The organism is Candidatus Vallotiella adelgis (genome assembly GCF_020541305.1).
In the GTDB taxonomy this organism is placed as follows: Bacteria; Pseudomonadota; Gammaproteobacteria; order Burkholderiales; family Burkholderiaceae; genus Mycetohabitans; species Mycetohabitans adelgis.
Window position 1 is genome coordinate 160,941 of sequence record NZ_CP047396.1, and the last position, 21,994, is coordinate 182,934.

Annotated in this window: 13 protein-coding genes; 2 read left to right on the top strand and 11 right to left on the bottom strand. The window is 46.4% G+C overall.

Features of this window, described 5'->3' with window-relative positions; translation table 11 throughout:
* Positions 1-309: 309 nt before the first annotated feature.
* From typA to GJV44_RS00705, 11 genes are all read right to left on the bottom strand, one after another.
* Positions 310-2,136: a translational GTPase TypA gene (typA, locus tag GJV44_RS00655; protein WP_226806598.1), complete on the bottom strand. Its 1,827-nt coding sequence runs from the start codon at positions 2,134-2,136 to the stop codon at positions 310-312.
* A gap of 787 nt (positions 2,137-2,923) precedes the next feature.
* The gene (truB, locus tag GJV44_RS00660; protein WP_226806843.1) at positions 2,924-3,832 is read right to left on the bottom strand and encodes a tRNA pseudouridine(55) synthase TruB; all 909 of its coding nucleotides are present in this window, start codon (positions 3,830-3,832) and stop codon (positions 2,924-2,926) included.
* 58 nt (positions 3,833-3,890) lie between these two features.
* Positions 3,891-4,259, bottom strand: a complete 369-nt coding sequence (rbfA, locus tag GJV44_RS00665) for a 30S ribosome-binding factor RbfA (RefSeq protein ID WP_226806599.1) — start codon at positions 4,257-4,259, stop codon at positions 3,891-3,893.
* A gap of 71 nt (positions 4,260-4,330) precedes the next feature.
* On the bottom strand, positions 4,331-7,135 hold the full coding sequence (gene infB / locus GJV44_RS00670; protein WP_226806601.1) for a translation initiation factor IF-2: 2,805 nt from the start codon (positions 7,133-7,135) through the stop codon (positions 4,331-4,333).
* A gap of 105 nt (positions 7,136-7,240) precedes the next feature.
* Positions 7,241-8,716 (bottom strand): transcription termination factor NusA, encoded by a 1,476-nt coding sequence (gene nusA, locus GJV44_RS00675; protein WP_226806602.1) that lies wholly within the window; start codon positions 8,714-8,716, stop codon positions 7,241-7,243.
* Positions 8,713-9,171: a ribosome maturation factor RimP gene (gene rimP / locus GJV44_RS00680; RefSeq protein WP_226806604.1), complete on the bottom strand. Its 459-nt coding sequence runs from the start codon at positions 9,169-9,171 to the stop codon at positions 8,713-8,715. The genes nusA and rimP overlap by 4 nt, the downstream gene beginning before the upstream one ends.
* Before the next feature lie 377 nt (positions 9,172-9,548).
* A complete protein-coding gene (gene rluB / locus GJV44_RS00685) occupies positions 9,549-11,120 on the bottom strand; it encodes a 23S rRNA pseudouridine(2605) synthase RluB (protein ID WP_226806606.1) in 1,572 nt (523 codons plus the stop codon).
* A 2,358-nt stretch (positions 11,121-13,478) separates the two neighbouring features.
* The gene (locus GJV44_RS00690; RefSeq protein WP_226806608.1) at positions 13,479-13,766 is read right to left on the bottom strand and encodes a hypothetical protein; all 288 of its coding nucleotides are present in this window, start codon (positions 13,764-13,766) and stop codon (positions 13,479-13,481) included.
* A 1,359-nt stretch (positions 13,767-15,125) separates the two neighbouring features.
* A complete protein-coding gene (gene thrC / locus GJV44_RS00695) occupies positions 15,126-16,577 on the bottom strand; it encodes a threonine synthase (RefSeq protein ID WP_226806610.1) in 1,452 nt (483 codons plus the stop codon).
* A gap of 54 nt (positions 16,578-16,631) precedes the next feature.
* On the bottom strand, positions 16,632-17,963 hold the full coding sequence (locus GJV44_RS00700; RefSeq protein WP_226806844.1) for a homoserine dehydrogenase: 1,332 nt from the start codon (positions 17,961-17,963) through the stop codon (positions 16,632-16,634).
* Positions 17,964-19,330: 1,367 nt separating this feature from the next.
* Positions 19,331-19,537, bottom strand: coding sequence for a hypothetical protein (locus GJV44_RS00705; protein ID WP_226806612.1), 207 nt, complete (start codon positions 19,535-19,537; stop codon positions 19,331-19,333).
* Positions 19,538-19,909: 372 nt separating this feature from the next.
* On the opposite strand from GJV44_RS00705, the gene GJV44_RS00710 reads away from it, so the two are divergent.
* Together GJV44_RS00710 and GJV44_RS00715 are read left to right on the top strand one after the other, a co-directional pair.
* On the top strand, positions 19,910-21,601 hold the full coding sequence (locus tag GJV44_RS00710) for a glycosyltransferase family 39 protein (RefSeq protein ID WP_226806845.1): 1,692 nt from the start codon (positions 19,910-19,912) through the stop codon (positions 21,599-21,601).
* A 19-nt stretch (positions 21,602-21,620) separates the two neighbouring features.
* Entirely contained in the window at positions 21,621-21,992 is a 372-nt protein-coding gene (locus GJV44_RS00715) for an SMR family transporter (protein WP_226806613.1), read from the top strand.
* Positions 21,993-21,994 lie beyond the last annotated feature (2 nt).

A 21,994-nucleotide genomic window follows, 5' to 3' on the forward strand; every position in this document is an offset into this window, starting at 1 on the left:
TTTCTTCAAATTTCTCGAGAAATATCGGGTTACGAAAATTTCCGCGAAATGGCCTGACCGTGTAGCACATTACACGTATCAAGTCTTCTGTGGAAGAACCTAAAATATGCATCCGCTAAGCTTAGCATGTTCAGCATATTGAAGCTATTATCCTTATTCAGAAGCAGGTTAATATCGGGTTTAAACGAACGGAGCGAGGCGCGGGGAAATTATTTGCACAGTATCGATACTATGGCGCTACATTTAGGTATGATAACCTGAGAATGAAAAAGTTGCGTTGGTCGACAATGTCAGCACGGCTCTCGCACATTAGTGGACTGAGGACTCTCGGCTTACGCGGCGGCGATCTTGCTCCTTCAGGTACCGCTTGCGTAGCCGGATCGACTGCGGCGTAACCTCGACAAGTTCATCATCGTCGATGAACGCAACTGCGTACTCAAGTGTTAACTGAATTGGCGGCATGAGACGCACTGCTTCGTCTGTTCCCGATGCGCGCACGTTAGTCAGCTGCTTGCCGCGAATTGGATTCACAACAAGATCATTGTCACGCTTATGCACGCCAATAATCATTCCTGCGTACAACATATCACCCGGTGATATGAACATACGCCCCCGATCCTGTAGTTTCCATAGTGCGTATGCGACCGCAGCACCATCATCTTGTGAAATAAGTACGCCATTTCGCCGACCGCCAATTGTTCCGTCCCGCATCAGCTGGTATGCATCGAATATGTGGCTCATTAAGCCGGCCCCATGCGTTAGCGCTAGAAACTCACTCTGGAAACCGATTAATCCACGTGCCGGAATCCGATATTCGAGTCGTGTACGTCCGCGCCCTTCGGATGCCATATCAAGTAGCTCACCCTTGCGTCGACTAAGCTCTCCCATTACTGCGCCCTGATGATGATTCTCAAGATCTACGGTGAGTAATTCGTACGGCTCATGTTTAGTACCATCGACTTCTCGTACTACCACACGCGGACGCGATACCGAAAGTTCGTATCCTTCACGACGCATATTCTCGATTAAGATAGTTAAATGTAGCTCACCCCGGCCGGATACCTCGAATACTGCATCGTCGCTAGTATCTTTTGCTCTTAATGCAACATTATGATTCAGCTCCCGGTTGAGTCGCTCGCGGATTTGTCGACTAGTAATAAACTTCCCTTCCCTGCCTGCTAACGGCGATGTATTAACGCAAAAGTTCATCGTCAGCGTTGGCTCATCAACAATGATCATCGGTAGTGCATCTGGCGCATCTGGTGCGCAAATCGTCGCGCCAATACCAACATCGTCGATGCCGTTAATGAGTACGATGTTACCGGCTACGGCGCTATCTACTTGTACACGCTCCAGCCCTTTAAAGACATGAACCTGCTTAATCTCCCGATTTAACGACTTACTCTGCGGTCCAAAGCGCATTATAACCGGCTGTCCTGCCTTTATTCGCCCACGCGTGATGCGGCCTATGCCGATACGGCCTACATAGGTCGAATAGTCTAGTGAGGTAATCCTTAATTGCAGCGGCGCTTCTAGATCAGCACTACACATCGGTACATATTTCAGCACTGCCTCAAATAGTGGCCGCATGTCACCTTCGTGTATCTGCGCATCTAAGTTGGCATAGCCATTCAAAGCTGATGCGTAGATTACCGGGAAATCGAGCTGTTTATCATTTGCGCCGAGCTTGTCGAACAGATCAAACGTTTGATTAATTACCCAGTCCGGCCTAGCACCTAACCGGTCAATCTTATTCACAATCACGATCGGTTGAAACCCGAGCGCTAATGCCTTCTGTGTCACAAATCGCGTCTGTGGCATCGGCCCTTCAACCGCGTCGACTAGCAGGAGCACTGAATCAACCATTGATAGAACTCGCTCGACTTCGCCGCCGAAATCAGCATGTCCAGGCGTATCAACAATATTGATACACGTGCCTTCGTATTCAACGGAACAGTTCTTGGCAAAGATGGTGATACCACGTTCTTTCTCGATCGCGTTTGAGTCCATCACACGCTCAACGATTTGCTGGTTCTCACGGAACGTACCGGACTGCCGAAGCAGCTGATCTACGAGGGTTGTCTTGCCATGGTCAACGTGTGCAATAATAGCAATGTTGCGGAGCGGTCGTGTCATAAGATTTATTTGATGCGTTGCGTCGCACATTAGCCCGACACAACGAAAAACTACCTGTACGCAGGCAGAAAGTTGCACCGGAGCAAAAAGAAAAAATATTGAAAATAAATTAAAAATTGATATAATTTTCTATTATATCATGCTATATGATCTATAAAACTGTACGTAGCTTATATATCATATTAATAATATTATATTAATATGAATGTTATAAAAATCTTGAAAGCAATTCATGTAATTCTATACTAAAAATAGTAAAAACTAGTTTTTTGCTTCGAAACTGAGTGGCTTTATCGGACAGAATTTATTAGCCTATCTACGCAATATATCATCTAGACTGCGGCGCATTAAACTGCTATATCTTTTTTAGAGATAACATTTTCTCATCGAGACGGTAAAGTAATAAATAATAGCTTAATCATTTTTTAAAGAAAAACTGGCTAATGCCGCTTTATATAATCAGAAAAATGATGTTTCCGCCTATTATCTTAGGCGATCATAGAGTATTTTGCGTGTGTATTTCACTTGTCTCGTCCATTAGTATGCTCTAGATCTTTATATACAGATGAGAATTGTACAGCGAAATTAATATTAATGTGCTATTTTAGCTATCATATGAAGTAGACTACGCCTCAGTAATAAATCACAAGCGTTTGATTATTTTTACGAATAACTACTTAGTGGTATTCGATGATATTTTTTGTATATTTGTTTTTTTCAGATAGCATCGAGGAGTATCTGTAGAACTCGAACGTTTATTCACTAGAATTACGAAGTGATTCTGCCGCTAATCGGGAATAGAAATCACGCGCTCTGGAAATAGCACACCACGCTCGCACCGACCGAGTCCAATCAGCCGATGTCTGTCAGCATCATATACCTTGACCCTAATATTTTCATTTATATGTGGGTTGCTTACTAACCGCAATTGCTGGCCATGCATAAAGCGTCTAGCCATCTCAGCATTTAATTCGACTGGTGAGAGCGTTGATAACAATATATCGATTGGTTGCAAAAAATCTAACCGTCTGGATTCGTCCACATGGGATAGTTCACCTAATGTTATAGCGTCGTGTAGCGCCAATCTTCCAACACCGGTGCGGTGTAGCATTGTTACATGCGCTCCGCAACCCAGCGCCTCTCCAATATCTTCAGCTAATGTGCGAATATAAGTTCCTTTACTACACGTAACTCGGATTGTCATAGACGCTATAACGTCAAATGTGCACTTGATACATTCTAAAGCATGAATCGTAACAGCGCGGGCGTCACGATTAAGCGTATAGCCTGCGCGGGCATATTTATAAAGTGGTTTGCCGTCGCGCTTTAGCGCTGAATACATGGGCGGCACTTGCATAATGAGACCACGAAACGCAGTGAGCACTGCGTCAACTGCCGCGCGATCACATGTAACAGGTCGCACCTGCAGCACGTCACCTTCTGCATCATTGGTCGTTGTGCGAATACCCAGCCTCAGTATCGCGCTATAGGTCTTATCGGAATCAAGTAGATCCTGCGAAAACTTAGTTGCTTCGCCGAAGCATAGCGGCAATAAACCAGATGCAAGAGGATCTAGTGTTCCAGTATGTCCGGCTTTTTTAGCATTGAGTAAGCGCTTAGCGTATATTAATGCGCTGTTGCTAGATAGGCCAACAGACTTATTAAGTAGTAAAACACCATCTATAGAGCGTCGCATAAAGCGCGTCTGAGCTGGATTGCGTTGTTGCTTGATATTAAATATCACACTTTTTGGGTCAGTCTTCTCGGGCACGTGTTGCGTTTGCCTTTTCGATCAACTTAAGCAGTTGTACTGCTTTTCCGATCGACGTATCAAATATATAGTGCAATGTCGGGACTGTGTGGATATGTAATCGCTTAAATAATAAGTTGCGTAAATGTCCGGATGCGTGGTTGAGCGCTTCCTGCGTCTGAAGAGGATCTCCTGTTAGTGTCGTGAAAAATATTTTTGCATGCGCATAATCGGATGTCAGTTTAACTGCCTGAATCGTCACTAAACTAATTCGTGGATCTTTGACTTCGCATAAAATTAACTCTGATAAATCTCGCTGGATCTGATCAGCGATCCGGACGTTACGATCTTTACTGCTGCGTTTTTTGGGCATAGCGCTACTCCTGCAAATCACAAAATCGGAGCTACTAAACACCCCCCCGCTTATAGCGCTGACGCATTACATTATATTATGCGTGCGACCTCGGTAATTTCGAATACTTCAAACTGGTCACCTTCTAAGATATCGCTGAAGTTTTTTAGCGATACACCACACTCAAAGCCTTGTTTCACTTCTTTTATATCATCCTTAAAGCGCTTAAGTGAATCAAGCTCTCCTGCATGAATTACTATGTTGGTACGTAGAACCCGAATGAATGCCGTACGCTTAACAATGCCGTCAGTTACCATGCAGCCAGCGATCGTACCTACTTTTGGAACTTTAAATACTTGCCGCACTTCAAGCATGCCAATTACTACCTCGCGTTTTTCTGGAGATAGCATGCCGGACATTGCGGACTTTACCTCATCTATTGCGTCATAGATAATACTATAGTATCGGAGGTCAACGCCGTTTGACTCAGCTAGCTTACGTGCTTGGAAATCAGCGCGCGTGTTAAAGCCAATAATCACAGCTTTAGATGCAGTCGCTAGGTTAACATCTGTTTCGCTGATGCTACCTACTGCACTATATACAATCTGTATGCGCACCTCATTGGTTGATAGTTTCTTCAGCGAAGACACTAACGCTTCCTGCGAGCCCTGCACATCAGCTTTTACTAGAAGAGATAGATTCTGTACTTCGCCAGCACCCATCTGCTCTAGCTTGCTTTCAAGATTCGCGGCTTGTTTTTTTGCAAGCTTTACGTCTCGAAATTTTCCTTGCCGGAAGAGCGCAATTTCACGTGCTTTTCGCTCATCTGGTAGCACTATTACTTCCTCGCCGGCATTTGGAACCTCAGAAAGTCCTTGGATTTCAACTGGAATCGAGGGACCGGCCGATTTCGCAGGCTTTCCTAACTCATCGGTCATCGCTCGCACGCGGCCATATGCGGAGCCCGCCAATACAACATCACCACGAAAAAGCGTGCCTGATCGAACCAGAATTGTCGCGACTGGCCCTTTACCCTTGTCTAGCTTCGACTCAAGCACAAGGCTTTTGGCAGAGGCTGCAATAGGTGCTGTTAATTCTAGTATTTCTGCTTGTAACAGCACATGCTCAAGTAACTCGTCAATACCTTGTCCAGTCTTGGCAGACACCTCGAGAAACGGCGCATCACCACCGTACTCTTCCGGCACCACGCCAGCCGAGACTAATTCTTGTTTTACACGATCTAGATTTGCATTCGGTTTGTCAATTTTGTTAATTGCCACGACAAGCGCTACCCCAGCCGCCTTTGCATGCGCGATCGCTTCTTTCGTTTGTGGCATTACGCCATCATCTGCCGCGACTACTAAAATTACGATGTCGGTTGATTTTGCACCTCGTGCACGCATAGCAGCAAACGCTTCGTGGCCCGGTGTATCAAGAAATGTGATCGTGCCGTGTGGCGTTTCGACGTGATATGCACCAATGTGCTGTGTGATCCCTCCAGACTCACTGGCAGCTACCTTCGAGGTACGGATATAGTCAAGCAGCGACGTTTTACCGTGGTCGACATGACCCATGACCGTGACAACTGGTGGGCGCGGCAGTGCCTCGATATCAGTTGATTCGCCTTTGATTAGTAACGCTTCTGGGTCGTCAAGCTTTGCAGCAACTGCATGATGACCTAATTCCTCGACAATGATGATTGCAGTTTCTTGGTCTAATACCTGATTAATTGTCACCATCTGGCCGAGCCTCATCATGACTTTGATGACTTCGGAGGCTTTGATGGCTATTTTATGCGCAAGATCAGCTACAGAGATTGTCTCTGGAACGTGAACTTCACGCGTGATGGGCTCGTTTGGCACCTGGAAATTCGTATGTGCGTTCTGGTGTTTTCCACGGTTTGGTGGACTACCACGCCAACCACGGTCAACGCCACCACTTGAGTCGCCGCGCGTCTTCATGCCACGCCGCTTTGCTGCATCGTCTTGCCAACCGCTTTTTCCGGGGATTTTCTTCTTTTGATTAGAAGGCGCTGCAATCGGTACTAACACCGGTTTCTTTGCGCCAGAAACCGGCTGAGTCGGCTTATGTAGGGTGCCCTTTGCCTCTGTGATCTGTACTGGCGCAACTGGCTTTAGTGGCTCAGGTGCCTTTACCATTGTTTTGTGAGGTTTTGCTATCATCTCGCGGATCGCTCGCGCTTCAGCTTCCGCTACTTCCCGCCGCCTATGAATCGCTTTTTGCTCAATACGTGCCTTGTCAGCAGCAATACGAGCAGTGTCGGCAGCTTTCTTCGCGGATTCCCGTGCAGCGGCTTGTTCTATCGTTGAATGAACGTCAATGCTAGTGGATTGGTTAACCTGTTGTTCTACTGCGTAATTGCGTTGTTGTTGTTCACTTAACTGCTTATCAACAGCCTTAGCCTGAGCTACGCGCTGAGCTGTTTCTTGTCGCTCAAGGCACTCCTGCCGCTTACGCAATTCGCGAGCCCGCTGAACTAGCGTTTCAACTTCGAGGCGCGCCTGTTCTTCACAACGCGCGAGTGTGGAAGCCACATCATCCTGGTCCGTGCCGTTCTGAACTTCGGCACCTGGTTCTTCTCGCTTAACAAACACCCGTTTTTTTCGGACTTCGACCTGGATCGTACGTGCTTTGCCTGTTGGGTCGGATTGCTTGATTTCTGACGTCTGCCGACGTGTTAGCGTAATCTTCCGCTGCTCACTTTCAGCACTGCCGTGCGACTTACGCAAGTGATCTAGCAAACGGGCTTTATCTAATTCAGATAAAGCGTCATTAGTGTCAGATTTCTGCACACCTGCTGCCTGAAGCTGTTTAAGCAGCAGGTGTGCGGGCATCTTCAGTTCTTCGGCAAATTGGGCTACGTTGTTGCTTGCCATTCATCCCTCTTAAGGCAAAGACAGCGGTCTTTGCAGTTGATATCTCTGTGCGGCTTATCGAGCCGTGTCAATTTAATGCGCCATGATAATCTCGCTTCGTGCTTATCACTGGAACCAATGCTCGCGCGCCTTCATAATTAGAGTCTTTGCAGATTTTTCGTCGATATTGGTCATATCAACCAACTCATCGACAGCTAATTCAGCTAGATTGTCGCGCGTGTATATCTTGTGCTCAGCGAGCTTAGAAAGAAGATTCTGATCTATCCCATCCAGACTTTTTAGATCGAGTGACGCGTTTTCTACTTGTTCCTCATTCGCGATCGCTATTGTCAATAGCGTATCGCGGGCGCGATTGCGTAATTCGTGCACTGTTTCCGCATCGAATGCCTCAATTTCGAGAATCTCGTTAAGCGGTACGTATGCAATCTCTTCGAGGCTCGTGAAACCCTCATCAATAAGGATGTCAGCAACTTCTTCATCTACATCTAGTCGCTCAATAAAAAGGTTTCGCAGAATATTTCGCTCTTGCGATTGCTTCTGAGTAGACTCATCTAGCGTCATAATATTAATTTGCCAGCCAGTCAGCTCACTAGCGAGCCGTACGTTTTGTCCACTACGGCCGATTGCAACAGCTAGCTCGTTTTCATCAACGACAACATCCATCGCGTGCCTTTCCTCGTCAACGACGATTGATTGCACAACAGCTGGCGCAAAAGCATTTATCACAAACTGGGCAGGGTCCGCTGACCATAGCACAATATCAATATTCTCGCCACCTAACTCATTACGCACTGCTTGAACACGCGAACCGCGAATGCCGACGCACGTACCAATCGGATCGATGCGCTTATCGTAAGCTACCACTGCAATTTTTGCCCGTACGCCCGGGTCGCGGGCTGCCGACTTAATTTCGAGTAAGCCTTGCTCGATCTCTGGTACCTCGAGTTCGAACAGCTTTATTAAGAATTCTGGCGCAGTCCGTGATAACTCAATTTGCGGACCTCGCGCTGTGCGATCGACTTTAGTAATGTACGCGCGCACGCGATCACCAATTCGCAGATTTTCTCTCTGGATGAGTTGATCGCGGCGCAACAATGCTTCCACGCGCCCTGATTCAACTACAAAGTTACCCTTGTCAAGTCGCTTGATCAAACCGGTCATGATTTTCTCATCACGCTCGAGGAAATCATTCAAAATTTGCTCTCGCTCCGCATCGCGTACCTTCTGTAGCACTACTTGCTTTGCCGCTTGTGCACCAATTCGACCGAACTCAACTGATGTAATCGACTCTTCGATATGACTATCTAATTTTGCATTCGGATCATGCTCACGCGCCTCAAACAGCAAGATTTCTTGGGCTGGATGCTGTAAGCCTGCTTCGTCCGGCACAATACGCCAACGGCGGAAAGTTTCATGCTCACCAGACTCACGGTTGATCGATACGCATATGTCTACATCCTCGTCGAAGAGTTTTTTCGTAGCAGAAGCAAGCGCAGCTTCAAGTGCAGCGAATACTACATCCATGTTGACGTTTTTTTCGCACGCAAGCGCATCCACCAGCATCAACACTTCGCGACTCATTGTTTGCGCCTCCTAAAATCAATTTGCGGAACAAGACGAGCACAGTTCACGTCAGCAAACGTAAAATCAAGCCTCGTTGGGCCGTCTTTTCCTTCAAATTCTAAACTTATCACATCGCCATGTAGCGCGTACAAGATGCCGCAAAACGATTTGCGGCGATTCAATGGATGCTTGAGTTTCACTATTACTTTGCGGCCAGTGAAACGCCTAAAATCCCCTTCTTTTTTGAGTGGACGGTCTAATCCCGGCGAAGACACTTCGAGACGTTCATAGTTGATACTTTCGACGTTTAAAACGCGTCGGAGCTGATGTGTTACTTTTTCACAATCACTTATTGTAATGCCCGATGGCTGGTCGATAAATACGTGTAGCATACCGCGGTTAGAGCATTCCCAATTAACGAGCTCATATCCGAGTCCAATCACGGTATCTTCAATTACTTTGGACAATTGCACGTTGTTTGCCCTCATGCGGAGCGAGCATCGTATAATACACGCGCTCATTCCTATTTCACGGTACCCGGGGAGCATGCACTTAAGCAAAGCTACTCATATCAGAAGCAGTACTGCAAAGTAACGTTATGATCTTAACTGCGATAGCGCCGCACTTTAGCAACGGCAAAAAAAATGGGCGATAAAACGCCCATCCTCTCTACTAGAAGTTGCGCTTCGAGCTACGCTTCCCAGAAAAACGTATGATCAACGCAGATAGGAAGTGTATCGTTTTTCAACGCGACTCGCAATCTATACGGCACATAATGAACCGGCAGCGCACACCCAGCATTTAGTTTTCTGGTCAAATACGTAGCACGATCTTCTAGACGGGTGTGTATTCAACGGCTACGCGACCGGCCCCGTGGTGCATTTCTCTGTCGCGGGATACCTGGACGCGGCGCTGCCGGTAGACGGCGCTCACCACGTATATTACCATTTCGCGCGCCTTTTTCGGGTATTCGATTGCCATTGATATCATGGTTATCGAGGTTACTGCTAGTCATGTGACCGTGCTCGTACGCAGCAGAAAATCCGGTATACCCCGGAACTGGGGGCGTGGATGAAGTCCAGTTCGTACTGCCATGCGTACCGGGGCTAAACCGCCTCTGTGGACCCGGTGCATCGTATCCGATATAGCCAAGCGCTGTCTGCATTGGATCGGGCTGGCGACGCGGGGTTGATTTACTACATTCCGCCCTATCTTTAGTAGATTTTTTTAACCCAACAACGGACATTAAGGTGCATACTTGGCTATCCTCTAACTCCTCCCAACGGCCACGTTTTAGACTGCGTGGCAGCGAAATCGGGCCATGTCGCGTTCGAATTAGGCGGCTAATGGTTAGTCCTACAGCCTCAAACATACGACGCACTTCTCGATTTCGGCCCTCTGAAAGCGCTACGTGGTACCAACGATTAATGCCTTCGCCACCGCCATCCTGAATACGAAGAAATTTTGCTAAACCATCTTCTAGCTCAATGCCGCTGAGTAGTTTTTGCCGTATACGATCTGCTAATTCACCAATGACTCGTACTGCATATTCTCGTTCAAACTGGTATCGAGGATGCATAAAGCGGTTTGCAAGGTCACCAGATGTAGTCAGCAATAATAAGCCTTCAGTATTAAAATCAAGTCGCCCGACGGCTAGCCATTTCGCTGTCTTTATCAATGGTAGCCTATCGAAAACCGACGGACGACCTTCCGGATCTGCATAGCTTACGATTTCGCCGGCTGGTTTATGATAAATCAGTACCCGCGGCGACTTATTTGGTATCTTGCGCCTGACTAACTTGCCATTAATGCGCACTTGGTCGGTTTGCATAATCCGCTGTCCGATATGTGCCGGCTCGCCATTAACCGATACACGCCCAGCAATGATCAGCTCTTCCATTTCGCGACGCGATCCCATGCCGGCTTCGGCCAATACTTTATGTAGTTTTGGAGCATGGTCGTCGGCAGATAATACGCGATTTCTGGACAGAGTGGTGGTCAAATTAGTGTTATCGGCATCGAAGGCTGGTGACGTAACGTAAGAAAATACATCGTCGTGCTTGCTGCTTTTTTGAGAACTACTGTTGGACGCTACACCGGTACCAAGCTTGGTATCTTTCGTGCTTTGACGTTTATGAGTGGAATTTTTTTGGGGTATACGTACATATGTAACCATCTTACTATCAGGGGATGGCCTAGTCATCGCGATCGCAGCAGAATCGACGGTATTGGCAGCTTTTGATTTAGCCACAGCTCGACGCCGAGCAATTAGGCTACGTGGCCCGCGGCGTAATCCACGCCGCGGGCGCTCTTCCGCAGCTACAAGCACCGAAAAGGTGCGCTGCTCTTCGTCGCGATTATCCGCGGCTACCACGTGGGCAAAACCGGACTCGGGAAAATCGGGATCGTGGTTCTCGTTCAAAACAACCTCTGAGTGTCAGAATGCCGGCACGAGCCATAGGGCTTGCACCAGGATCGGTATAGATGTCACATTAAACGACGTACAGTATTGGATCAATCGGCGTGCACTTATCAATCTTTAGGCAGACACTAAGCTTAGTGTCTGCCTCCAGGTGCGCGTGCGCCTTTCAACCTACTGTTGGTATTGTTATGTGCTGTTAGATAATCTACTTGGTCGTGCGTAGACAGAATCACGCGCGTTTCGGTAGCATTACATAATTATGCTAACTATCCTCGGACAGAATCGAGGATGCAATCTTGCATGTGATAGATTTTGGCTAAGACCCCAGAGGGGAGGGATTGTTACCTACGACGCTTCGGGTTAATCATAGTTTTTCAGAGATGCCTGATGAGGCCGTTAATTCCTTAATACTATTGAGAAATTGAATCGTTTGTACTGCCATCAGATATCACTAATTTTTTGGCCTGCATCAGACAGCATGGGCTGCTTTTACAGTACTGCTATCCTAAAATGTCTAAGAACGATTTGTCATCGAGTACAACGACAGTACACAGCTAGGATCATATTAAATATCCAGCACTGCGCGATCTATCTAATGCTTTCCGAGCGTTAGATGACCTACATGTTGACTGAATATCCTGAACGGAGGTAGTAGTTGACGATGACGATGCGTAATAACTATCATCGTATCGCACACTACGTTCCAATACTTTGGCAATTTCTTGAGATTTGGCTGATCTATGTGTTCTTGGATCGGCCAAACTGCCCTGGAATTATCATTAGTTGCTATTGACCTCAATTCGACATGCTCAGCCTCTCAATCCGTCGGAGGATTGAGAGGCTGAGCTGGATTATATCAGCCGATATCTCGTTGGCCATATTTAATGTACATCACTAACCGTATGTAGGTTGTACACACATCAAATTAGTCTTGAGAACATATTTCGTTTCTTAAATATTCATCTATTTAGACTAGACTTGTTTGGTCAATCAACTGGATTAAATGCGCATATGAATAGCATTTAATGATGCACACCTCAGCTAAAGAATTTTAATTGATCATATTGATTTAAGAACGTCCTTAACGTTGTCGGGATTGCTAAAGACTACTCCCAATTAGGGGGAAGGGAGATTTAGTAAATTTAGGATATTGTACGCAAAAAAATACAATTCGTAAAGATCAAATCATGTTCGCAAGATGCCGTGTACTATATTATGCATATTGCGAAGTCTCCTCATATTCTAGACCTTGAGACTAGTCTGGTAGTGCGCTCATTAGTTTTCTTTCCGCTTAGTTACCTCCAGTAGTAATAGCAACCAATCATGATGGATAACAACCGTTTTCATCAAGCTTATTTAATGAACTTCTAACCAAAAGCCTCGCAATCATGAATTTCGATGAAGATCTGGATCTTTAGAAATATCATGAGCGTGATGCCATGATATCGTCACACTCTCAACGTAGAAAACCCATCTTCATAACACGTGTAATATAGCGAATCTTGAGAGTTATTTATTTATCCTGATGTTTAGTATACGAACACGACTGTCCATCGTCCTAATTTCTTATGGAAGTATTCTGTATTCTCGGCCGGTACCAGTATGCGGGCCTAATAGGCCCGCTTTTAAATTTCTGTCATGCGGTATGACCTTGAGATAAAAGCGAGGACTTAAGTCCTCACCTCTTGAAGAAGGTTACTAAGTCAGTATTAATAGCGTAATTAAGTTGCTCGGTACGCAGCTATATGTATATAGATTACTTTGTTAAGTAAGGTGTAATAATTTTATGCAAGGATAGAGTAGATAGTTAATAAGTATTATTTACAAGGAAGGGGGGTACATTCGAAGATGCAGCCGGATATATGTGCACCTATGCACTATATTTAATGCCATCTCTATAGTCTTACTATAGAGATGGTCCAGAGTTTCTCGATCTTTTTTACTGCTGGCCTATCCGCTAACGCTGCAACAACCGTCTAACCCAGAGCAACAGAATACTAATTAAAGTTATAAGCCTATTGAAAGGCTGGAACAAAAAATGTATTTATTGACAGCAGATTGTTTCTCCGCACTTATCATCCGGATGGATGTGATATACGATATCTCAATAGACTAGAAAGAGCAATAATAAACGCAAGTTGCCAGCCATCTACTGTATAGAGCTCTTATTAGGTTTCGCTATGTCTAGCTTAGACTATTTTTCTAGTGGAAATTTTCTAGATGAACGCTTATGTATAAGTAGGGCTTGACAATAGATAAATATTACATTTTCCCATGCCTAAGCGGGCATGGGCTTTCCCTCCTTTGCTTGCTCCCGCAAGCGACCTACTATACGCGCTTCTATCTACTCTTTTACGCCTAAGATCCGGCCTCGTCACACGTATAGCGAAGCTCACGCTCGACGGGCCATTCCGGTAAGAGCGCACGGCGCTCTAGTCGACCTAACTCCGTTTTACCTTGAGTACTCAGTACTGCAATATCTACAGGTGCATGGTAGCCCGGTAAAAGCAGTGAAGGTTGTCGTGCGGTACTGATTAGCCCCCGCTCTCGAAGAAACTCAAATACTCGTGGACGACGCGGCCATGGCACCTGCCGGTATTGCGCGCGTCGTAGACTCTCCAGTACGGCCTCATTCGTATAATTCATTTCACCCTCCACGTTAATACCGGCTAGGGTGGCCGGTGCGACCTAGATATCCGCTCATAATCACATGTTCTAATTGGTTAAGTGCCATTAGTCATGCCTTACTCCGGAATAACACTGTCATATATTTGTTGTATTTATTGCATTCCCCTAACTCTTTACACTTGAGACATTGCACCATTATCACGATACTATCCGCGGTATATCAGGAATGATTCGCATATTGACTGCTTACTCGATGAAGCGGCATTGTATATACGAGAAAACTCGTGTATTAGATCGCGAGTTTTCCGCGTTACCTCGGTATCGTTTCGATCGTGCGATGTTAGATAGGTGATCATAGAATGTAATGATACACATCGATTAATTATCTATATTTATACTTAGTGGTGCATCGACGCTGTAGATGCCCAATTTACGTCATGCCCGGGGCAGTGCATGCAGTACTTGCTAATGCATAGCGAGCAGCAATCTCCTTAGCAAATACAAAAATGGAGTCTACCCGTCAATTGTATCTAATATCGCTTGTGGGGGGGGGATAGCTACCAACGAAGAGTACACTCCAGCCTTCTAGGCCATCCCAATAGCTTGAAAAATTCCCATATACTAATAATAGTAGTAGTCAATTCAGTCGATCAGTGGGCAAATAGAAGAATACATTCTTGGTTACTCTTGTAAAGAGTACGCAGTAAATCTTAGAATACACTGCCATAGGAGTGTAATGGGATATTCCAACGTATGAGCTCTGCATCGTTAATAGTATACGCATTACTTTGTACTTCATTTGCTGTACGCACTTTTTTGAAAAAAGTGCGTTTCTAGGCCGTAAACGGTATATCTTAAAATTGCCTCAAGCTACCTATGCCCTAATGGCATTACACATATCCATTGATACCCATCCTAATATAAAGAATTACGTGCTTATTCTTGCCCCGTTAAAAATCTTGTTTCCGCCTGTAGCTCATGATTAGTCGACAGGAAAATATAATCTGTCAAATTACAGATTTCGCTTTTAAAGCATGATTTGATAGTCATAGTCAAGCGTGTCGTTTAACTCTTAATCGGCCAGAAAAAGCATTTATCAACTTGGATATCCGATATCTAAGTTGATCCCGGTTAATAGACGCGCTTATTAGCCTCAGCATCTGCGAAATGACTATCTTGCCGTATGTTGTCTTTTATATGAATGCGGTATTAGTACCTTCGGATGATTTCGTACCACTAAAAGGCGCGCTGCAATGCAAGTTGTTTATCTAGTATATATATACCTCTCGGTGCAGTAATTGCTTAGGAAAAACCGATTCAGACTGAATTTTTTGGACAGGGGTGCCTGAGTACTGCGGCCCCGTAGTACGACACCGCCTAGACATCGCTCTGCGAGCGAATAAAGTCTTTGACGCGCTCAACGTCGGCAGGTAATACAGTAAAGCGCTGTGGCAACACCTCTAGGTCATCAAAGTTCGGTGGTCGTGGAGGATCTCGATCCAACGCCTCGCGAATTGTATCTCCGAACTTAATCGGTTGCGCAGTCTCGAGCACGATTATTGGCACATTGAGCTCCAGATGTTCGCGAGCTACCTTTATGCCGTCTGCTGTATGTGTGTCGACTATCACTCGGTATCGACGGTAGATATCGCGGATCGTCGCGATCCGATCCGCGTGCGTACTATGACCAGACACGAAACCAAACTCGCGCACGCGGATAAAATCACCTGACGCAACTAAATCGAACTCCCCTCTATCCTCGATATCACGGAATAATTGTGATACACGTGTTGGGTCGCGGCCTAGCAAGTCGAAGACGAAGCGCTCAAAGTTTGATGCTTTTGAGATATCCATACTCGGACTGCTGGTATGGTAGGTTTCAGCGGCAGAGCGTACACGATAATTACCTGTTCGGAAGAACTCATCGAGCACGTTGTTCTCGTTGGTAGCAACCACCAGCTTGTTAATTGGCAAGCCCATCATTCGCGCGATGTGACCGGCACACGCATTTCCGAAGTTGCCTGATGGGACTGCAAACGACACGCGCTGGTTATTGTCTTGCGTCGCATCGAAATAACCTCGAAAGTAGTAGACAATCTGGGCAACAATTCTAGCCCAGTTAATTGAATTAACGGTGCCGATTTGATAGCGAGTCTTAAAGGCATGGTCATTGGAAATAGTCTTAATAATATCTTGGCAATTATCAAAAACCCCTTCTATAGCGATATTAAAGATGTTTGGATCCTGCATACAGAACATCTGTGCGGTCTGGAATACACTCATCTTGCGATACGGCGATAACATGAAGACTCGCACACCCTGCTTGCCACGCATCGCGTATTCGGCCGCACTTCCAGTATCGCCAGACGTCGCGCCAAGGATATTCAATTGCTGACCGCAGCGCATCAATGAGTACTCAAACAAGTTGCCAAGAAGCTGCATCGCTATATCTTTGAAGGCAAGCGTTGGGCCATTGGATAGCTCGAGTAGAGCGAGCGGTGCGCCACCTTCGATGCCCAGCATCTTGAGTGGCGTTATGCGCTGCGCATTGCTACCATCGCGCACGTTTGCGTACACGTCTGCACGATAGGTTTTTCGTATCAGTGCCCGCAAATTATCAACCGATATGTCGTCGCAGAATTTCGAGAAGATTTCGAATGCTAAATCCGCATATGACATCGTACGCCAGTGAGATAATTCAGAATCGGAAACTTGCGGATACTGCTCGGGCAAATATAGGCCACCATCCTTCGCAAGACCACCTAACAAGATGTTCGAAAACGAATAGTGCGCGCCAAACCCGGCGCCACGTGTAGAAATATAGTTCATCCGGAAATACTCCTGGCGCTTTAGCTACGGCACAAAGCGATTCGATTAAGCAGATCAGTTCAACGCTTCCATGCGCAATCTGGTTACGCGCGAGCGTACTGTAGACAACGCTTCAATATGAGAAATTACCGTATTGATATTTTTTTCTAAAGTTTTGTGTGTGATCACGATAATATCAATCTCACCTTCCTGGTTTGCATCGACAGCCTCCGACTTCTTTTGTAGTAGCACATCGATCGAGATACACAGAGTCGCAAGAATGCGTGTAATGTCAGCAAGCACGCCGATCTGGCCTGCGACGCGCAGTCGCAGGTAGTAGCTACTGATAATATCGTTAATTGGAATAATTGGTGTGTTCACCAACAGATCGGGTTGGAATGCCAGGTGCGGCACGCGATTGTTCGGATGAACTGCGTTCAGCCGCGTAACATCCACTAAATCAGCGACGACAGCTGACGCTGTCGGCTCAGCACCCGCACCTGTACCATAGTACAGGGTTGCACCCACCGCATCACCGTAGACCAGTACAGCGTTCATCGCGCCTTGTACATTCGCGATTAATCGTTGAGCTGGAATTAGCGTCGGATGTACACGTAACTCAATTCCCTTCTTGGTTCGACGCACAATGCCGAGCAGCTTAATTCGGTAGCCAAGCTCTTCTGCGTAGTAAATATCTAGTATATCTAGATGAGTAATCCCCTCTATATAAGCGCTCTCGAACTGCACCGGTATACCAAATGCAATCGCGGCCATAATTGTAGCTTTATGTGCAGCGTCGATTCCTTCGATATCGAATGTTGGATCAGCCTCCGCATAGCCGAGTTGCTGTGCGTTGGCGAGCGCTGTCTCGAAATCTAGACCGCGCTCGCGCATCTCAGACAGAATGAAATTAGTGGTACCGTTGATTATGCCAGCGATATACTGGATGCGGTTCGCTGTTAGACCCTCTCGCAATACCTTGATGATTGGGATGCCCCCAGCTACAGCAGCCTCAAATGCGACTATTACGCCATGAGCGTCTGCCGCCTCAAAAATTTCTGTTCCATGCACTGCGAGCAACGCTTTATTGGCTGTTACTACATGCTTTCCGTTTTTTATCGCGCACAGGACAAGTTCACGGGCGATGTCAGTGCCACCAATCATTTCGGCGACAATATCCAACGACGGATCGTTTACCACTGAAGCAAAGTCTGCAGTCAATTCTACAGTTCTAAGCGCATCGCCTAATCTCTGCTCCGCCTTGGCTCGATTGCGCACTGCGATGCGCGTGATTTCGATTCCACGGCCGGCCCGGCGGCTAATTTCTTGCTGATTACGGCATAATACATCAAAAGTGCCGCTGCCGACCGTGCCAAAGCCCAGTAATCCTACTTTGATCGGTTCCATCATCCCGCGTGTGTCATAGTAGTTAAAAAAGTGCGCGGCGTATGTGCTTACGGTGAGATAGCTAAAAAACCATACGGACACGGCTTAGAAAATCACTTAGGTTACTGATATTGAGTGGGTATGCAATCTAGAAATTGCTAGTAGCGAGCCAGATAAATCCTAGATCCTACGCTAGCAGCACCCGCTCTTTCTAAAACAGATTAGAATCGGTTCCTGATTATCAAGCACTGTTATAGACGGTTGCATTCAATCTTGAAAGCCTATATCAGGCAGCATTTGGTCTGATGTTTGACACGCTCAGAATTGTGCTGAGCATCTTATAGGCAAGCTCGCGCTGTTTGTATTGCTATCTGCCTGCCCGAATCAAGTAATTGATGCGCTGGTAGCCCGCTCAGCTCAGTCTGGATCGTACGCTAGATCAGAACATTCGCGTATAACAAATCAATACGAAAATTCCCAGCTCCTCCAGTAACACATGAATGCCACCGACGTAGACGATCTTGTAGTAGATCGGATGAAAAGCCATAATAAACTAGCATCGGTTTGCCAGCTTCAGTATTGTCCGAACAGAATTTTCTTGACATAACAGATTAGTCAGATGGTTCAGGTTGGTAATCAACAGGGTACGCATTTCGTTGAAATCCGGCAGCCCAACTGTTGTACTCGTTGCATCGGTAGTAAGCTGGTATGCTGCCAGACCAGCTTACTACCGATGCCCACAACACATAATCTAATATTAGCAACAATACCCTATCGCCGTTATTTTTCATGGTGTGCATTGATATTACAATGGACTCGGATGGGCTATTTCCGATAAAAACGTTATCGGTCTTGGTGCCGGTAATATCTTTTTAGGGTATGGTGCACGATAAATTTATGCGCCGATAACACACTCCTTAAATCCGAATAGTCGGACAACTCCAGTAGGTTATAGGTTTATATGGTTGATAATTGAATCAGGCGCGATAAAACTGAATACAGCACAATTTCTTATGCTCAACTTCATGATCTAAAAACTCTCTTCAGAGAGGGGAGGGTTTAGCTTTCCATGAGGATAGACCCGTGTATGTCGTAACAAATAATTGATAGCTTATTCGATTTCGGTTTTGGCGTCACGGCTAACATATTTAGTAAGCATAATCAGCGAGCACGCTGGAACGCGTGCATTACTACAACCAGCTGCTAGGGAGCGGCGCTGTTCGCACGAACTGGCAATTCTAATAGTAATAAAAGACATAATTTATCGGATTTTGACCTAATTCCGCAATGCATCACGCAATCCTGTACGAAACTTGCTCGATCCCAGACAGTTTGGGCTATTTTTCTATCGTCCGCAAAGACCGTTATTCATATATCGTATGCGGCAGCTACAGATCAAATATTGCACTAAGGTTACACGAGTACTTCGTCGATGTTCCGATACTGTCACCCGTTTTTACAACACTAGCTATGTCAACGTCAATCTGCAACACTGCGAATGCAGCATTCTGCCCCCAGGTGACGCGCGGGTCTTGGCCAGCACCCGAGTGTGATGTGCTGACACACACGTATTTTGATGTATGGGTTAAATTCACCAATTAGTCCGGCGGTTGATGTAGTGATTTTTAGAATTAGAGCACCGCTTCGCGGTGCACATTCGCAGCTAACTGAGGTATAAGACCTCGCCTATATCGGCATCTAGTCAATAGATTTCCGCGTTATGTGTCTCAGTTATATCAGTCTGATGCTTGAGGGCTGCACAGTCGCGCGTGTGTTTCCGATTAAAAATATGAATACGAATACTATACAGTCGACCCATTAGATATAGCCTGTAGTAGGCTAGACGCGCCGACGCGTTAGTTTGTTTATAACAACATCTTTTAATACGATTACCACTTTTCCTGACAAACGGATAGCTGATGCAAGACTCGCTTGCCCCGATGGAAATAACAACCCACTCAACAGTCATGCGCAACACCGCTAACAGCGCGGCGTTGCGCATGTTGCCGATTTCGCCCGTAGCCCTGCTGACACTTATGCTGTTGTTTGTGCTTGTATGGTTTATGCAGTTGAACTGGCGCCATCTGATCCCAAGCGATGAGGGACGTTATGCAGAAATAGCACGCGAGATGCTTATTACTGGCGACTGGATTACCCCTCGATATAATGGATACAAGTATTTTGAAAAGCCACCACTACAGACTTGGTTCAATGCTATGACATTCGCGTGGTTCGGACTAGGTGATTGGCAGCCTCGGCTCTATACAGCGCTATGTGGTTTTGCTGGCATCTTATTGGTGGGCTACACTGGTGTACGTGTGTTCAATCCGGCTGCTGGGCTGATGGCAGCACTAGTGCTAGCTGCGTCTCCATACTGGAATATAATGGGCCATCTTAATGTCCTGGACACTGGTTTGGCATTTTGGATGGCGCTGACGCTGTGCTCTCTGCTGCTGGCCCAACGCGAGCACTTACCGGACCGAACACGATGTAGCTGGATGTGGCTGTGCTGGGCGTCGATGGCGCTAGCGGTTTTATCAAAGGGACTAGTTGGGCTGATTCTGCCTAGCGTTACACTGGTGAGCTACAACGTAGTGACGCGTGACTGGGCGACCTGGAAACGACTTAACCTGATTAGTGGCGGGCTGGTATTTAGCACGATAGTGCTGCCATGGTTCGTGCTTGTACAACGAAACAACCCGGAGTTTTTCCATTACTTTTTTATTGTTCAACAGTTCGAGCGCTACCTGACACCCGCCCAGCATCGGCCTGGGCCATTTTACTATTTCGTAGGCGTGCTGTTTGTAGGTTTTCTGCCTTGGGTCTCAATTGCCGCACAAAGCGTTTACCGGGGCTGGCAAATACCACGCCAGCAGAACGGCTTTACGCCAGTCATATTGCTGTTGATATGGTCTACAGTTATTTTTTTATTCTTCAGTGCGTCGCATTCAAAGTTAGTATCGTATACGCTGCCCGTGGCGCCAGCACTAGCTTTGGTAATCGGCTTGTACTTGTCCGGGGTAACAAATTCGCAATGGAAGCGGCACCTGCTTAGCTATGCAGCGTTCCTGGTTATAGCGGCCTTGATAGCGCACTTTGCTCTAATTAGGCACGGCGATGCAAAAACGCCAAACGCACTGTATCGCGAATTTGTCGTTTGGGTTGAGGTTGCTATCGGCGTTGGCTTCTTTTTAACTCTGCTCGCCTACTGGATCGCACGTCAGTTAGAAAAAACTACAGAAAGTATAGTTATATTCAGTATCGGCTGGTTCTTGCTCAGTACTATCGTCGGCAATGGCCATGAGGTATTTGGACAACAACGCAGCGGTGCCTTACTCGCACCGGCAATTCGAGCAGAATTTTCGAAGCTTCCAGCCGATACGCCATTCTACTCGGTAGATATGCTTGATCATACCCTGCCGTTTTATGTTCAACATACGACTATTATGGTTCGGCATACGGATGAGCTGTGGTTCGGAGCAACGATTGAGCCGACTAAGTGGATTCCTACGATTGAACAGTGGCGTGCTCGGTGGTATAGGGCCGAATCAGCACTGGCGCTGTTACCGCCATCATTATACGAACAGCTAGCTGTTTCCGGCGTGCCCATGAAGATGATTGCTCACGATAGGTGGCGTGTCATTGTAGCTAAACCCTAACTGTAATCTAGACCGGATAATGGATCTCATTTCTCTTACATGCATTCTTTCTAGTGTGATACTAAACGCCAGCGCGCAGTTACTGCTTAAAGCCGGTATTAATGCAGTTGGCTATTTTGAGTTCTCGGTGACCAACATCGTGCCGATTAGTTTGCGGCTGGTCTCACAGTGGCCAATCATTGGCGGGTTAGCATGCTATTCCGTGAGCGTCATTGTCTGGATCCTTGGACTATCTCGCGTGGATGTGTCAATCGCTTACCCAATGTTGTCGCTCGGTTATATCATTAATGCAGCAGTGGCCTGGTACCTATTCAGCGAAACCATTTCGTCACAGAAGCTCGTCGGCATTGCTATCATTTTGCTCGGCGTAGTTGTGCTAGTACATAGTTGAAC

Excerpts from the sequence above, each read along its gene's own strand:
- typA (WP_226806598.1), bottom strand. The coding sequence starts at position 2,136 with ATGACACGACCGCTCCGCAACATTGCTATTATTGCACACGTTGACCAT.
- truB (WP_226806843.1), bottom strand. The coding sequence starts at position 3,832 with ATGCGACGCTCTATAGATGGTGTTTTACTACTTAATAAGTCTGTTGGC.
- rbfA (WP_226806599.1), bottom strand. The coding sequence starts at position 4,259 with ATGCCCAAAAAACGCAGCAGTAAAGATCGTAACGTCCGGATCGCTGAT.
- infB (WP_226806601.1), bottom strand. The coding sequence starts at position 7,135 with ATGGCAAGCAACAACGTAGCCCAATTTGCCGAAGAACTGAAGATGCCC.
- nusA (WP_226806602.1), bottom strand. The coding sequence starts at position 8,716 with ATGAGTCGCGAAGTGTTGATGCTGGTGGATGCGCTTGCGTGCGAAAAA.
- GJV44_RS00690 (WP_226806608.1), bottom strand. The coding sequence starts at position 13,766 with ATGAATTATACGAATGAGGCCGTACTGGAGAGTCTACGACGCGCGCAA.
- thrC (WP_226806610.1), bottom strand. The coding sequence starts at position 16,577 with ATGAACTATATTTCTACACGTGGCGCCGGGTTTGGCGCGCACTATTCG.
- GJV44_RS00700 (WP_226806844.1), bottom strand. The coding sequence starts at position 17,963 with ATGGAACCGATCAAAGTAGGATTACTGGGCTTTGGCACGGTCGGCAGC.
- GJV44_RS00710 (WP_226806845.1), top strand. The coding sequence starts at position 19,910 with ATGCGCAACACCGCTAACAGCGCGGCGTTGCGCATGTTGCCGATTTCG.
- GJV44_RS00715 (WP_226806613.1), top strand. The coding sequence starts at position 21,621 with ATGGATCTCATTTCTCTTACATGCATTCTTTCTAGTGTGATACTAAAC.